Origin of the sequence: Gracilibacillus sp. YIM 98692 (assembly GCF_010993965.1) — a bacterium.
GTDB lineage: Bacteria > Bacillota > Bacilli > Bacillales > Amphibacillaceae > Gracilibacillus.
On the sequence record NZ_WIXM01000006.1, the window covers coordinates 70,438 to 85,262 of the forward strand.

General features: G+C 36.1%; 18 protein-coding genes. All 18 read right to left on the reverse strand.

All coding sequences use genetic code 11. The features are described 5' to 3' along the window. Positions 1-16: 16 nt before the first annotated feature. Positions 17-409 (reverse strand): methylglyoxal synthase, encoded by a 393-nt coding sequence (mgsA, locus tag GHD00_RS08045; protein ID WP_163537640.1) that lies wholly within the window; start codon positions 407-409, stop codon positions 17-19. 8 nt (positions 410-417) lie between these two features. Then, positions 418-1,218 (reverse strand): 4-hydroxy-tetrahydrodipicolinate reductase, encoded by an 801-nt coding sequence (dapB, locus tag GHD00_RS08050; protein WP_163537641.1) that lies wholly within the window; start codon positions 1,216-1,218, stop codon positions 418-420. A 2-nt stretch (positions 1,219-1,220) separates the two neighbouring features. After that, positions 1,221-1,562 (reverse strand): nucleotide pyrophosphohydrolase, encoded by a 342-nt coding sequence (locus tag GHD00_RS08055; RefSeq protein ID WP_163537642.1) that lies wholly within the window; start codon positions 1,560-1,562, stop codon positions 1,221-1,223. A gap of 71 nt (positions 1,563-1,633) precedes the next feature. Then, positions 1,634-2,311 carry a zinc metallopeptidase gene (locus GHD00_RS08060; RefSeq protein WP_163537643.1) on the reverse strand — a complete coding sequence of 226 codons (678 nt, stop codon included), beginning with the start codon at positions 2,309-2,311 and terminating at the stop codon, positions 1,634-1,636. Positions 2,312-2,369: 58 nt separating this feature from the next. Then, complete coding sequence (locus GHD00_RS08065) at positions 2,370-3,083, reverse strand: sporulation protein YpjB (protein WP_163537644.1); 714 nt, start codon at positions 3,081-3,083, stop codon at positions 2,370-2,372. A 168-nt stretch (positions 3,084-3,251) separates the two neighbouring features. Then, complete coding sequence (gene lhaT, locus GHD00_RS08070; RefSeq protein WP_163537645.1) at positions 3,252-3,881, reverse strand: lipoprotein heptaprenylglyceryl N-acetyltransferase LhaT; 630 nt, start codon at positions 3,879-3,881, stop codon at positions 3,252-3,254. Between the two features lie 63 nt (positions 3,882-3,944). Next, positions 3,945-4,739, reverse strand: a complete 795-nt coding sequence (locus GHD00_RS08075) for a menaquinol-cytochrome c reductase cytochrome b/c subunit (RefSeq protein ID WP_163537646.1) — start codon at positions 4,737-4,739, stop codon at positions 3,945-3,947. Between the two features lie 26 nt (positions 4,740-4,765). Beyond that, entirely contained in the window at positions 4,766-5,440 is a 675-nt protein-coding gene (gene qcrB, locus GHD00_RS08080) for a menaquinol-cytochrome c reductase cytochrome b subunit (protein ID WP_163537647.1), read from the reverse strand. Between the two features lie 3 nt (positions 5,441-5,443). Continuing rightward, positions 5,444-5,953 (reverse strand): QcrA and Rieske domain-containing protein, encoded by a 510-nt coding sequence (locus GHD00_RS08085; protein WP_163537648.1) that lies wholly within the window; start codon positions 5,951-5,953, stop codon positions 5,444-5,446. Between the two features lie 135 nt (positions 5,954-6,088). Next, the gene (locus GHD00_RS08090; protein WP_163537649.1) at positions 6,089-6,547 is read right to left on the reverse strand and encodes a DUF2487 family protein; all 459 of its coding nucleotides are present in this window, start codon (positions 6,545-6,547) and stop codon (positions 6,089-6,091) included. Positions 6,548-6,659: 112 nt separating this feature from the next. Further along, complete coding sequence (locus GHD00_RS08095; RefSeq protein WP_163537650.1) at positions 6,660-7,232, reverse strand: ReoY family proteolytic degradation factor; 573 nt, start codon at positions 7,230-7,232, stop codon at positions 6,660-6,662. 19 nt (positions 7,233-7,251) lie between these two features. Continuing rightward, the gene (locus tag GHD00_RS08100) at positions 7,252-8,520 is read right to left on the reverse strand and encodes a tetratricopeptide repeat protein (RefSeq protein ID WP_163537651.1); all 1,269 of its coding nucleotides are present in this window, start codon (positions 8,518-8,520) and stop codon (positions 7,252-7,254) included. A 141-nt stretch (positions 8,521-8,661) separates the two neighbouring features. After that, positions 8,662-9,957 carry a 3-phosphoshikimate 1-carboxyvinyltransferase gene (aroA, locus tag GHD00_RS08105; protein WP_163537652.1) on the reverse strand — a complete coding sequence of 432 codons (1,296 nt, stop codon included), beginning with the start codon at positions 9,955-9,957 and terminating at the stop codon, positions 8,662-8,664. 12 nt (positions 9,958-9,969) lie between these two features. Further along, positions 9,970-11,070 carry a prephenate dehydrogenase gene (locus GHD00_RS08110; protein WP_205600731.1) on the reverse strand — a complete coding sequence of 367 codons (1,101 nt, stop codon included), beginning with the start codon at positions 11,068-11,070 and terminating at the stop codon, positions 9,970-9,972. 14 nt (positions 11,071-11,084) lie between these two features. After that, entirely contained in the window at positions 11,085-12,176 is a 1,092-nt protein-coding gene (gene hisC / locus GHD00_RS08115) for a histidinol-phosphate transaminase (protein ID WP_163537653.1), read from the reverse strand. An 18-nt stretch (positions 12,177-12,194) separates the two neighbouring features. Then, positions 12,195-12,581, reverse strand: a complete 387-nt coding sequence (gene aroH / locus GHD00_RS08120) for a chorismate mutase (RefSeq protein ID WP_163537654.1) — start codon at positions 12,579-12,581, stop codon at positions 12,195-12,197. A gap of 2 nt (positions 12,582-12,583) precedes the next feature. Beyond that, positions 12,584-13,657, reverse strand: coding sequence for a 3-dehydroquinate synthase (gene aroB, locus GHD00_RS08125; protein WP_163537655.1), 1,074 nt, complete (start codon positions 13,655-13,657; stop codon positions 12,584-12,586). Further along, positions 13,657-14,823: a chorismate synthase gene (gene aroC, locus GHD00_RS08130; RefSeq protein WP_163537656.1), complete on the reverse strand. Its 1,167-nt coding sequence runs from the start codon at positions 14,821-14,823 to the stop codon at positions 13,657-13,659. Before aroC ends, aroB begins: the two co-directional genes overlap by 1 nt. Positions 14,824-14,825: the final 2 nt, after the last annotated feature.

A 14,825-nucleotide genomic window follows, 5' to 3' on the forward strand; every position in this document is an offset into this window, starting at 1 on the left:
GCCTATTTATATTTTCTTACTTCATTTTTCTCCAGTCAAAAAAGCCTGCATCAAGGGCTCTTATTAACACTTCTGCGCCACCTAAGTTAGTGACTAACGGAATTTGATACACATCACACAAACGAATAAGTGCACTTATATCTGGTTCATGTGGCTGAGCTGTTAAAGGATCACGGAAAAATATCACTAAATCCATTTCATCGTTAGCAATTTTAGCACCTATTTGTTGATCTCCGCCTAACGGACCTGACTGAAATCTTTCTAATGTTAATCCTGTTGCTTCGGAAATTCGTTTTCCGGTAGTTCCCGTTGCAAAAAGTGTATGATTTTTTAAAATATTCGAATAAGCAACCGTAAAATTGACCATATCTTGTTTCTTTTTATCATGTGCGACTAACGCTATATTCATAATTTCACCTACTCCATGATATTTTCTAGTCCGTATACTAAGATATCTAGTTTCACTGCCTGATCTATTGCTAATTTCACACCAGTCATAAAAGATTCTCTGTGAAATGAATCATGTTTAATCGTTAAGTTTTCACCTGCTGAACCAAATACGACTTCTTGATGAGCTACTAAACCTGGCAATCTCATACTGTGGATTTTCATTCCATCTACATCAGCACCTCGAGCACCATCTAAAGTTTCTTTTTCATCTGGATGGCCTTGTTTCTTCGATTCTCTCACTTCTTTTATAAGTGATGCTGTCTTAACGGCAGTACCTGAAGGTGCATCGAGCTTATTATCATGATGCTTTTCAATAATCTCCACATCTGGAAAATATTTAGCCGCCCATTTTGCAAATTGCATCATTAATACAGCGCCTAATGCAAAGTTTGGTGCAATAATGGTACCTATTCCTTTTTCTTCAGATAAATCCGTTAATTCTTGTAATTGCTCATCAGTAAAGCCAGTAGTACCTACAACAGGTCTAACTCCATATTGAATAGCTGTTTTTGTATGTAAATAACCAACTTCAGGGGTTGTTAAGTCAACTAACACATCTGCTTCAACGGTCTCTAAACATTCCACAATATCATTATAAATTGTCACATCGAAGGGTGGAAGTTCATCAAATTCGCTAATTTTCATTCCTTCATATTTGTGATCTAAACAAGCAACCAAGTCTAAATCTGATTGTTTTTCAATCATTCGTAAGGCTTCACTGCCCATTTTACCTCTTGGTCCTGCTACTATTACTTTTATTTTCTCCATACTTACTCCTCCTCTTGCTGTTTTCTTGTCCAACGGTCTTTGTCTCTTGTCTCAATTTTACTCATCGTCTTCTCAAAAGCTTCACTTAAACTAATATTCTGTGAATTAGCAAAACATATCATGACAAATAATAAATCACCAAGTTCATTTTCGATTGTATTATCATCTTCTGTATTCTTTTTAGGCTTTTCCCCATAAGCATGATTCACTTCTCTAGCTAATTCACCAATCTCTTCTGTAAACCTAGCTAACATACTTAATGGTGAAAAATACCCTTCTTTAAATTGTGATATGTATTCATCTACCCTTTTTTGCATATCTTTCATATCTTCTTTATTATACATCGCTAGTCCCCCTCAAATAAAGTAAAAAGACAGATGCTGAATTAAACACCTGTCTTCACATTATAATTATATTAATCATCATTTGCTAGCAAGAACATGGATGCAAAACGGATGAGCTCTGCTAATGCGACTAATGCAGCAGCTACATAAGTTAGTGCAGCAGCATTCAGCACTTTTTTCGTTTGTTTTTCCTCATTGTTTTTTATAATACCAGAGGAAACTAGCTGAGCCATCGCCCGATTAGATGCATCAAATTCAACAGGTAATGTGATCAATTGAAATAGTACAGCGAATGACATGAATATTACACCGACTAATACTAAATTCATTTGTCCTAATAAAAATCCAGCAATAATGAAAATAAACGACATTTTATCTCCAAGACCTGCTACTGGAACTAAAGCATGTCTAAATCGCAAAAATGCATAAGCTTGTGCATCCTGAATAGCATGGCCAACTTCATGTGCAGCAATCGCTGCTGCTGCTGCAGAATAACCATGATAATTATCACTGGATAGTCTTACAACTTTACTTTTTGGATCATAATGGTCTGAAAGCATCCCTTTTGTTTCTTCGATTCTAACATCAAATAAGCCATTATCATCTAATATTTTCCTTGCTACTTGTGCTCCTGTGACCATATTTGAATTCATAACTTGTGAATATTTTTTATGCGTATTTTTCACTTTGGATTGTGCCCAGAGTGGTATCAAAATTAACAATGCTAAATATACAAGATAACCAAACATTTACATTCCTCCATCATCTTCTCTATATGGTCAATTTTAGTCAAAAATCTCTGATTTGTCAATTTGTATGTTTAGTGGATGATTCCGCTTTATATCTTACCCAAGAAACATAAGATAATGAAAAAATGATAAACAATCCTACTATGGACATAAGCCAAACAAAATAGTTCTCACTATCAGCCGACTGAACTGTCGAAACATGAACATCACTAATCTGTTCATATGCTAAAGGTAGTTTGTCATCGTTTAAATGAATGATATTTTCTTTCATTTCCTTATAGGCTGCTTCTGATACATAACTTTTCAGGACAGGAGCAATAACCTCCCATTGATAATGTATCTCCATTCTATCTTCTTCAGATAATTGATTACTGCCAAGCTTCGTTTCTAAGTTATATTTGAGCTCTTCCAGCCATGCATGAAACATAGGCGCTTGTTCATTCATCACTGCATCATAATATACGACTAATTGTTGCGCATGCTTCATTTTTTTAACTTGAGAACTGCCATTTTCATGTAAAGTCTGATAATTTTTATCTAGATACTTTTCCATATTGGAAATTTGTTCCGGTGCTCGTTCTTCTACAGATGATAGAATACTTTGTTCTCGTTGAAGCAGATACTGTTGTGCAGTATCATATTTTTTCTCTTGCACTAATTTTTCAAATTGATATAAATCAGTATTTGTATTTTCCGCATAGGCCACTTCCTTACCAGCCAAACCATATATAATAAAAATAGAAAATAACAGAATAATAAATATACCTCTCACAAAAAATCCCTTCCTCCATTCATCTTTTAAATAATGTATGAACAGAGCAGACGAGATATGCATATAGTACTTTGGTCATATCAATTTTTTATAAAGTGATAATCCCATCAGTGGGGGGCGCTTTACCACACTGATGGTTAGCGAAACTTATTAGGGTGCTAGCATCCTTTATCCCCCACTTGTACTTTTTTCATTATTCTTAGTCTTGAAGTGGGGTTTTACGGACGATTGTTCACCGTGATAAAGGGTTAAAAAATAGACGATCGCAATACTTGCTATGCTTAACCAGAAGGTAAAATAACCTATGTGATCCGAGTAGGATGTTAACGAACCATAAACAGGCATCATGTCATATACATAGTCAATGATTTCATTATGTAATGTCCATACCGCTGCTATTGCTAAGTGATACCATTTGAATCTATATAACGGACTATACAAACAAGCTTGAAGTGCCATTGCCCCATGCGAGATCATTAACATATAGCCTGCAGGAGATAATTGGCCACTAATTATTAAAGTCAGCAGATTCATGACGACAGCCCAAATTCCGTATTTTATTAACGTAACTGCAGCTAAAGCTTCAATTAATGGTATGTTATTACCTCTTAAGTAAAAAAATAAAAAAATGGTAAAAAATAAGCTCGCGGTAGGACTATCAGGAACAAATGGAATAAAAATAAAAGGTGTATTCTGTAATTGTGACATGTACCAATAATATCCGTATATAGTACCTATTAGGTTGATAAAAAATAAAAGCTTCAATGTATGAGCGTGAAATAAATATGTTCTTAGCAATAGGCTCCCCTACCTTTTATCAATATGAGAAACCCCTCGCCCATATGAGCGAGGGGAGACAAATTATTCTGCTGCTTCTTCATTTACGGATACGATAAATTCAGCTAATTGCTGTAACTCTTCTTCTGTTCCTTCGAATTGATCTGCTGGCATACCAGGATCCCCTTCAATACCATTGACTGCAATATCTTTAATCTCGTCAACCGTATAATCAATGCCGATCAATGTCGGTGCAGCGGCTCCTCCTTCCAATTCGCCGCCGTGACATTGCAAGCAGCTATTTTCATAAGCTGCGTAACCAGGGTCTGATGTATCGATATCCACTTGCGATTCTTCCGGTAACACTGGTTTGTTGTTTTCCGCTTTTGCTTCATAATCAACGTGAGATGCCGCTTCATATGTCAGCCAGAAAGTAGCAATAAACCCTAAAATCATTAAGGATGTGGATATAGGGCGTTTGTGTGGTCTACGGTCTTTTCCTCTGTCTAAGAATGGTGCAAGTAACAAACCACCAAAAGCTAGACCAGGGATAACGATAGCCCCTAAAACAAAGAATGGTCCACTTGCAAATTTGTATTTCAATAATTGATATAAAAATAAGAAATACCAGTCTGGAAGCGGTAAGTATGCTGTATCAGTCGGATCAGCCATTTTCTCTAATGGTGCCGGATGCGCAATGGTAAGGCATAAAAAACCAACCAAGAATACCGCTCCAACTAGCCACTCTTTTAATAAGAAGTTTGGCCAAAACGGCTCTGTTCTGCCAGGATATTCTGAATAATCTTTAGGTATAAATTTCTGTTTGTCAGCAGGTATACGTGAATCACCGACAAACTTCATCCCTTTTCCTCTTTTCACAGCTATCCCTCCTTTATTACTTTATTTTATAGCGGTCCAGAGATACCTTGTTTTCTAATCATAATAAAGTGAGCACCCATTAAAACAAATAATGCTGCAGGTAAGAAGAAAACATGAATTGCAAAGAAACGAGCTAATGTTTGAGCCCCTACAATAGATGGGTCCCCATTTAACAGGGTTTTTGCCATTTCACCAATAAAAGGTATCCCTTCCACAATCTCAAGTGTAACGACTGTTGCGAAATATGCTTTATTATCCCAAGGTAATAAATAGCCAGTTAAACCAAGTGCAAGCATGACAAAGAATATAAGCACACCAACGATCCAGTTTAACTCACGAGGTTTCTTATAAGCACCTTGGAAGAAAACACGTAACGTATGTAAAAATAGCATTACAATGACAACACTGGCTCCCCAGTGGTGCATCCCTCTAACAATTTGTCCATGTGCAACTTCTGATTGCAAATAATAAACAGAACGCCATGCATTTTCAATATCCGGTACATAATACATGGTTAAAAACATTCCCGATAATATTTGTATAACCGTTACAAAGAATGTTAGTCCTCCGAAACAATACACAAACGCAGAAAAATGGTGTGCAGGATTCACATGCTCTGGCACTTCATGATCTGCTACATCTCGCCAAAGTGGTGTAATATCTACACGCTCATCTATCCAGTCATAAATCTTTTGAAGCATTCATCAAACCTCCTCTCTTGGCATCGCATTGCCTAGAAATAATGTTCCATCTCTCACTTCATGTTCGTAAATATCCAACCCAGCGTTCGGTGGTGTATCTGGCACATTCATACCGTCTTTATAATAACGGCCATCATGACAAGGACAATAGAATTGATCAGGATGCGCATCATCCCCAGCCCAGTTCACCTGACAACCTAAGTGCTTACAAACAGGTGAAAGTGCGACAATGTTGTCATTATCATCTTTATAAACCCATGCACTTTTTGTAACTTCTGATGTATACCAAGCATCTACTTGTTCAATCGTCCAATCAAAACGCTGTGGTTCTGTTGTGATCTCAGAAACTTCAACCACAGCTTTCATATCACCAATAGCAGATGCTTGTAGTACTGGGTCTATTGCAAACCGTACCATTGGTGCTAGCATTCCAGCTGCCATAAATCCCCCAACACCTGTTAACGTATAATTCAAAAACTGGCGACGAGACACTTGCTGCTTTTTTTCTGACATGATTTACCCCCCTCTACTTAGACTCCGACTTCATGGTTTTATCATCTCTTATCATACTAGGACATTACTATGATAGCGTAAACTTTTGCTATGGTCAATAAAATCTACTACAAAATAAGTGGTTATATCGACAAGTTACCAAAAAGTTCGGATTAATTCACTAATTTGATGCATTTGATTTTGAATTTCTTCTTTAGCTTGTCTTGATTGATAATCCTCTATCTTAGAGGCTGGTATCCAAATCAGGGTTCCGTCTAAATAGGATTCGACCTTCTTCCATTTTACATCATATGTAAGATAAAAAATATGTGGAAATTCTTTTTGATAGATAGCTTTGACCCATTGATTTAGCTTGGAAACTTCTTCCTCGAAGTTGCTGGATTGCGAATATATATAACCAGGGCTTAAAAATATTCTCCCCATATATTGTCTTTCTAATTCATTTGCTAAAATATGTATCGATTTATTTTGATTAGCTAATCGACTTGCTATTTCTGCATTTTTAAGACTAATTGGTGATAATGGAACACACAATGTATCGACATATTCTTTCGCTTCTTCATAAACCTTAACAGCTTCTTTTTCCCATTTCATACGTTTCCCTCCTAACACATTATATTAAATTTAACATAATAAAAGACGAATTTCATCTACCATTAGATAAAATTCGTCTTTTCAGTATTTAGGTTTTGCTTCTAACCTAATTTTAATCATTTAGAAGCGGAGACTCTGCATATTGTTGTTCTAGTTTTTCTAACTTAACAGCATAAACCTTAAATGCCGCTTGATCGCGATCATCTAAAGCCTTGTTTATTTGTTTCGTTAGCTTTTCTTTTTTAAAATAATAGATGGAATAATCCAACCATTGATCTACTACCTTTTTATCCTGCTTAGATAAAAAATAGTCATCAGGAATGAACGGATTATCTTCTAACACTTTCATAAAGGGAACACTTTGCTTAGAACCTTTAAAATTCAGTTGAATATATATCGGTTCTTGACAATGGAGTCTTATATCATGAAATGATTTATCAGCGTCTGTTGTTACAATATGCTTTTTATAAAAACGAAAAGCTACATCTTTCGAACAATGTGTCGATATAATCATGGCTCTTGGACAAAACCTTGCTTCAAGGACAAAATGAACATGTTCTAAAATCTCTTCATGATTCATTAAATAATTAAGGATCCAAACACTTTCTCTCTTTTTTAACTGATAATGACCTAAAAACCACTGAATGAATTCTTTTTTATCTTCAATTTTAATGGATGTTTCCAATAGTTTTTCCCCTCCGTTTTTAATAGAGAGTATCTTTTTGATTTTTTAAACGTTCTAAAAAGGCTTGGACTTCAAAATCAGATGGCTCCAGTTTTAAATAGGATTGAAAGATATCGATTGCTTTATCTGTCCTCCCTTCTTCAATAAGAAAGTAAGCATAATCTTTTAAGAAGTCTGCATCTGCTCTCATTTTATTATATGCAGATTGATAAGCATTTAATGCCTTCTTAAATAGTTCTTCTTCATTATAAGCTTTTGCTAATTCCCAATAAAAAATCCCATCTAAAGATTCTAACTCTACTTTCTCCGTTAAAACTTGTATAATCCGATCATATGCTTCATGTTGTTTATAAGCTTCCACTAAAAATAATAAAGCTTCCTGATATTCAGTATCTAATGTTAAGGCTTGTTCTGTATATTCAAAGGCTCTTTCATGATTGCCATATTTTAATGATATTTTCCCTGCTTCTAGCCACATCTCTTTATTATAAGGGTCCATTTCCACCCCTGCTTGAGCTGTTTCATATGCTTCCTGAATGAGTCCTTCTTCATAATAGGCTTTAGCTAAATATAAATAAACGGATGGGTATTCTAACTCTTTTTCAATCAATGATTCCCATACTTGAATTGCGATCTCAAAACGTTCTGATTTAAAGGCCATAAATCCATATCGAAATAATGTTTCCGGATCATCAGTTTCCAAACTTTGGAAATGTTCAAAAGCTGCTTCAAATGCTCCATTAATTGCATAACATTCAGCTAACCTTGCACGTATGTTCACTCCGCCGAATTCTTCTGCCTCCTGAAGCACTTTTTCATAATAAATCGTTGCTTTTTGATATTCTCCAATAGAAAAAAGCAGCTCTCCTAAAGCAAAATCAATAATTTTTTCTTCAGGTTCTTTATTCTTTGCCTGTAGCAATTTCTCTTCTGCTACCTCAAATAACCCCTGTGCCTGATAAAGATCTGCTAATTGCAGCAAAGCTTGTAAATAAATTTCACTTGCTTCGTTAATTTCATTTAATACAGTGATAGCTTGTTCATCTTCATGGTCATCTATTAATATATCGGCTAACAGGACTTTAGCATCATCATTACCAGGTTCGATGGAAAGTATTTCTTCTAACAAACGTTTTGCTTCATCCTGTACACCTAGTTCTATATATATATGAGCAATTTCTAGCTTTTCTTGTGTATTTGATTCTTTTGCCAAATCATTCAATATATGAAGTCCTTTTTCTACCTCGCCACTTTGAATCATTTGAATGGCATCTTCTATATTAAGCACTTTATTCAACCTTTCCAACCAGATTATTTGATTTCTCTACCCATATTATCGAATAAAAACCACATAGGCAAACATCTAAGAATATACTTGACTATTTTTACACAGAAGAAAAACCCATAGAATATTCCATGGGCTTCATTTCTATGCATTCGATAAAAGAGATTGTAGATCCGCAAAGAAATTAGGATATGATATAGCAATACATTGATCGTCATGCAGTTCAATGGATTCTTTTGTTAGTAAAGATGCGATTGCAACCATCATCCCAATACGATGATCTCCATATGATTGAGTGGAAGCACCATGTAGTGTGTTACCTCCTTGAATAATCATACCATCCTGTGTTGCTTCAATTTGCACACCTAGCTGTTTTAAAGTATTAACAACTGACTTAATTCTGTCTGTCTCTTTATAACGTAATTCTTCAGCATCTTTTATAATAGTAGTACCTTCTGCTTGTGATGCAAGTAGTGCAATGATTGGAATCTCATCAATAATTCTCGGAATAATATCTCCTTCAATAGTTACTGCCTTAGGAGCAGATGTTCTAACAGTAATATCACCTATCGGTTCACCGCCAATGGTTCTTTTTGTTACCACCGAAATATCAGCGTCCATTAATTTTAATACATCAATAATACCAGTACGAGTAGGATTTAGACCCACATTTTCAATCGTGATATGACTATTTGGCGTAATGGCTGCTGCTACTAAAAAGAAAGCGGCTGACGAGATATCCCCAGGTACTTCAATATCACAAGCTTGCAATGGCTGGTTTCCCTTAATCTTAACAGTGTTACCATCAATCGTTAAGTCTGCACCAAATGCTTTTAACATATTTTCAGTATGGTCACGCGTTTTGGTATCTTCTTGCACGACCGTAGTCCCTTCTGTCATAAGCCCTGCCAAAATCACGCCTGATTTTACTTGTGCACTTTTTACAGGAGTATGATAATGAATAGGTTGCAAATTACCGCCGCGAAGGGATATAGGTAACAACCTTCCTTCCTCTCTGCCATCTATTTTAGCACCCATTTTACGTAAAGGAATGGTTATCCGATCCATTGGCCGCTTAGACAGAGAGTCATCTCCAAATAACGTAAAATGAAATGGTAATCCAGAAAGTATTCCCATTAAGAGTCTTGCTGTTGTCCCTGAATTACCGAGGTTAATAGGTTGCGAAGGCTCTTTTAATCCATCCACACCGTTAGATTCAATCTTAACAGTTTGCCCAGACCTTTCGATAGCTACCCCCATTGCTTGAAAGGCAGCAATTGTTGATAAGCAATCTTCCCCCTCTAAAAAATGCTTGATGGTCGTTTTTCCTTTAGCAAGAGAACCAAACATTACGGCTCGGTGGGAAATAGATTTATCTCCTGGAACAGAGATATGACCAGTTAATGTTGTTTGATCATAAGATAATACTTTTTTAGACAAAACAGACCTCTCCTATTCTTCGATCATAGTATCATAATCATGCTTTTCTAATATTGCCTTACTTAATTCCTGATCGTTTTTGTTTTGGAAACTTAATCTTAAAACACCAGTAATGCCTTCTCTTATTTCTAATATTTCAATATTATTAATGCTGATATCATGGTCTGCCAATAACCCTACAACTTTTAATAATGCACCTGGCTGGTCAAAAATATCCACATAAAGATCATAATACGAAAGGATAGCACCTCTTTTTTTACTATCAAGTCCATCACGGTAGTCCTTTGCTTGCTCAAGATATTGTTGTATTTGTGCTTTTTCGCCTGTATCGATTAGTTGTTTCAGTTCTTGCATTTCTTCTATCCAATCACCTAACAAGCGACTCATCTTCTTTTTATTTTGAAAAAAAATATCTTTCCACATTAAAGGGTTACTAGACGCAATTCTAGTAATATCTCGAAACCCGCCTGCAGCTAGTTTCGGAATATATGCATGCTTTTTTTGCCAATTCCGAGCTTGATGTACTAATGATGATGCAATTAAATGAGGGAAATGAGAAATTACGCTTGTCATCTCATCATGCTCATTGGCATTTAAAACTAAAAATTTAGATTTAGTTGGTGTTAGTACTGCTTGTAACAATTCCCTATCTTCATCAGTAGAAGTACTTGTGGGTGTTAGGACATATATTGCATTCTCAAACAAATAGGATTTTGCTGCTTGTATTCCTTTTTTATGAGAACCTGCCATAGGATGTCCGCCAATAAAGCTTATGTTCTCTGTCTGTAATTGAGCGGCAGCTTCCATGATTGGTGATTTAACAGAAGCAACATCCGTTACAATCAGCTTTTTGTCCAGTTCTATTTCGTTTAATTGATGAATTAGACTAACTGTATGGGAAACTGGTGCTGCTAAAATACATATATCTGCTTTTTTTACAGCACTTGCGAAGTCGTAATATACTTCATCCACAATATCATTCATCTGACAGTAAGCTAACGTACTTTTATTGGAATCATAACCGATTAAGTGGATGTTATTGGTATCTTTTATACTTAAAGCAAGCGAGCCCCCAATTAAGCCGAGACCCGCAACTAAAACCGTTTGTTTCACGATTTATTCTCCTTTTATTTGGTTGCTAAAAACGATGTAATTAACTGTTGTAATTCTTCCATGTGCTCTTTCGAACCAATTGTAATTCGTACCCCTTTAGGATGTTCTATCGCTTCACCTGAACGAACAATATATCCGTGTCTTAATAAATACTCAAACAATTGATCTCCCGAAGTTGGAAGCTTGACAAATAAGAAATTAGCTTGAGAATCATAATATTGCAAACCATTTTCATCACAAAACTTCATAAATGCATGCTTGTTTTGCACCGTTTCCTTGTGTGATTTTTCTATAAACGCTTGATCTTCAAGTGCTTTTACTGCAGAAAGCTGGGAAATAGATGTTGTGTTAAATGGTCCTCTAGTTATATTTAGCAATGTTGCAATTTCTTTTGAAGCTGCTACTCCGTACCCTACACGTAAGTTTGCTAAACCATAAGCCTTGGAAAAGGTTCGCAACACTACTAAATTTTCATATTCCTTAAGTAACGATATACTGTTGGGATTTTTGTCTTGTTCAATATATTCATAATAAGCTTCATCCAATACAACTAACGTACTGGACGAACATTGATCTAAGAATGAAACTAATCTTTCTTTACTAATTAGAGAACCTGTTGGGTTATTTGGAGAACATAACCAAATAACTCTTGTCTCTTTGTTTACTTTCTTAAGCATGGCATCTAAATCATGGTAACCATCTACAAGGGGAACCTCGACAATGTCCGCTCCTTGAATTAGTGCGTTGTGCTTATACTGCGGAAAAGTTGGTGTAGCCATAATCGTATTAGTTCCTTGTTTTAGATAAGTACTGCAAATAAAAGCAATTACTTCATCAGATCCTGCTCCAAAAATCAGCTGATCTTTATCTACTTCCAAAAGAGTAGCGAGCTTCTCACGTAGAGCTGTCGCATATCCATCCGGATATATCTCTAATCCGTCCAACATATTAGGGATAGCTTGTTTCACTTGTTCAGAATATCCAAATGGGTTTTCATTCGATGCTAACTTCACAATTTGGGATAATCCGAACTCTTTTTTCACCTCTTCAATTTGCTTCCCAGGTTTATAAGGTGTCATATTTTGAAAAACTTCTTTTGCTTGCACCTTTCATGCTCCTTCCTCTTACTTCGCTGAATCACTTCTGTTGATCTCTGCTAAATCTGGTCTTAACTGAATAGCATCGTTTAAATAAATATGTTCAATGTTTTCTTGGCTTATATTTGTATTAACAGTCATCATGATTCGAATACATTGTGGCAAACTCCCTGGTACATCAATTTCAGGCATGCACATAACCGGAACGTATTTCCATCCATCTATCATTCGCAATGCCTTAGCAGGAAAAGTAGCATTTAGATCAGGTGTAACTGAAATAAGTACAGAAGCGATTGTTTCAGGATCAATCTGATTCGCCTCTGCCATTATTTCAATCATTTTTTTTGTTTCTTCTATCATTTCCGCCTCATCGTTGTTTCTAACAGTTGTGGCACCTCGTATTCCTCTGATCAATGTTAACCCAACTCTCTTATAAATTTTTCAAGATGATCGGCAATCTCTTGATCTGATATATGAACCATTCTAGGTTCACCAATTTTTTCTAATAAGACCATTTGAATCTTTTCATTCTCTGATTTTTTATCTTTTTTCATTCGTTGAATTAAAGGCTCCACCTTTATATCACGAATCGATAATGGATAATTATTTTTTCTTAGCCAATCATAAAAAGATTGATAAGGAAGCTTATTTCCGTATCTTGATTCACTTAAACGAATAGCAAACAGCATACCTATTGCTACTGCCTCTCCATGTGTAATGCCACCATAACCAAACTCTGATTCTAGTGCATGACCTAGTGTATGACCAAAGTTTAGAAATTTACGAATATTTCCTTCTTTTTCATCTTGTTCTACTATTTTTGCTTTTACTGCTATACCTTTTTGAAGATGATTTAGCGTACGCTCTGCATCTAACTCTTTTGTTAAATCTATTTTTAATACATCTTCCATAAAGCTAGTTTCACTAATAAACCCATGCTTTACTACTTCTGCATAGCCTGACCTTTTCTCTTTATCGGGTAATGAATGTAAAGTGCGAATATCGTAAATGACAGCTTGTGGCGGATAAAAGTTGCCTATCATATTTTTACCCTCTGGATGGTTAATGGCCACCTTTCCTCCTACACTGCTATCATGGGCTAAAATGGTAGTAGGAACTTGGATGAAATCTATTCCACGCATATAGGTCGCTGCAACAAATCCAGCTAAATCACCAATCATTCCACCGCCAAGAGCTATAATAAGAGATTTTCTATCTAACGGATGATTGATGGCATCCGTTAATAATCGGTAGTATTGATCGATGCTTTTAGATGCTTCTCCTGCTGGGACTACGGATACAGAAACTTTGACGTTTTTACCTAGTGCTTTTTTTACCGTATTCGTATACAGATCGTGTACAACAGAGTCTGTAATAATTAGAACATTTTTATATTCTTTAGGAAAATAATCAGTTATTTGTTCAAGTAAACCTTCACCAACAACCACATTATATTGATTGGAACTTGTTTTAATTAGCTGCTTATGCATTAAAAGCACCTAATTTCCTCACGGTATTGATCAATCGCTTCTTTTAATTTAGGGAATTGATCATTTGGGAATTGCTCTAATACAGCTTTCGCTACTTCAAAAGCTACTACGTGCTCCATAACTACTGATGCTGCAGGGACTGCACATGAATCAGAACGTTCAATACTTGCATTAAATGGTTCTTTTGATTCAATGTCCACACTTTGAAGTGGTTTATATAAAGTCGGGATTGGCTTCATAACACCTTTTACAACAACAGGCATGCCTGTTGTCATCCCACCTTCAAACCCGCCTAATCGGTTTGTCTTACGGTAGTAGCCATCCTCTTTTGTCCATGCAATTTCATCATGCACTTGACTGCCGTTTTTACGAGCTGCTTCAAATCCAATTCCGAATTCTACTCCTTTAAATGCATTAATACTTTGAACAGCACCTGCAATTCTACCGTCTAGCTTTCGGTCATAGTGGACATAAGATCCCACTCCTGCTGGCATTCCTTCAATGTATACTTCACATACACCACCAATGGAATCTCCTTCTTTTTTTGCCTCATCTATAGCATTCATCATTTTCTTTCCTGCCTCTTCATCCAACGAACGAACGGGTGAAGCCTCAGATATTTTAATACGCTCATCTATTGATAAGTCTGGACGCTCTTCAGCTTTAATACCAGCAATTTCTTTCACATATCCTATCACTTGGATATCTAATTGCTTTAATAAGGTTTTCGCAACAGCACCTGCTGCTACACGAGCAGTCGTTTCCCTTGCTGATGAACGTTCTAAAATGTTGCGCATATCACGGTGACCATATTTCAATGCACCATTTAAATCAGCATGACCCGGACGAGGCCTTGTCACTACTCGGCGTATTTTTTGATCTTCTGATACTGGATCTTCTCCCATTACATCTAACCAATGCTTAAAATCATCATTATGTACTACTAACGCAATTGGTGATCCCAATGTATAGCCGTGTCGAACACCGCCAACAATATCCACCAAATCTTTTTCAATCTGCATTCTCTTTCCGCGACCATGGCCTTTTTGTCGACGTAATAGTGATTGATTTATATCATCTGTTGATAAAGGCATTCTAGCTGGTAAGCCTTCTACAATTGTCGTTTGTTGTTTACCATGTGATTCTCCTGCTGTTAAATAACGCATAA

Excerpts from the sequence above, each read along its gene's own strand:
- mgsA (WP_163537640.1), bottom strand. The coding sequence starts at position 409 with ATGAATATAGCGTTAGTCGCACATGATAAAAAGAAACAAGATATGGTC.
- GHD00_RS08055 (WP_163537642.1), bottom strand. The coding sequence starts at position 1,562 with ATGTATAATAAAGAAGATATGAAAGATATGCAAAAAAGGGTAGATGAA.
- aroB (WP_163537655.1), bottom strand. The coding sequence starts at position 13,657 with ATGCATAAGCAGCTAATTAAAACAAGTTCCAATCAATATAATGTGGTT.
- GHD00_RS08060 (WP_163537643.1), bottom strand. The coding sequence starts at position 2,311 with ATGTTTGGTTATCTTGTATATTTAGCATTGTTAATTTTGATACCACTC.
- aroC (WP_163537656.1), bottom strand. The coding sequence starts at position 14,823 with ATGCGTTATTTAACAGCAGGAGAATCACATGGTAAACAACAAACGACA.
- GHD00_RS08090 (WP_163537649.1), bottom strand. The coding sequence starts at position 6,547 with ATGAAATGGGAAAAAGAAGCTGTTAAGGTTTATGAAGAAGCGAAAGAA.
- dapB (WP_163537641.1), bottom strand. The coding sequence starts at position 1,218 with ATGGAGAAAATAAAAGTAATAGTAGCAGGACCAAGAGGTAAAATGGGC.
- qcrB (WP_163537647.1), bottom strand. The coding sequence starts at position 5,440 with ATGCTTCAAAAGATTTATGACTGGATAGATGAGCGTGTAGATATTACA.
- GHD00_RS08085 (WP_163537648.1), bottom strand. The coding sequence starts at position 5,953 with ATGTCAGAAAAAAAGCAGCAAGTGTCTCGTCGCCAGTTTTTGAATTAT.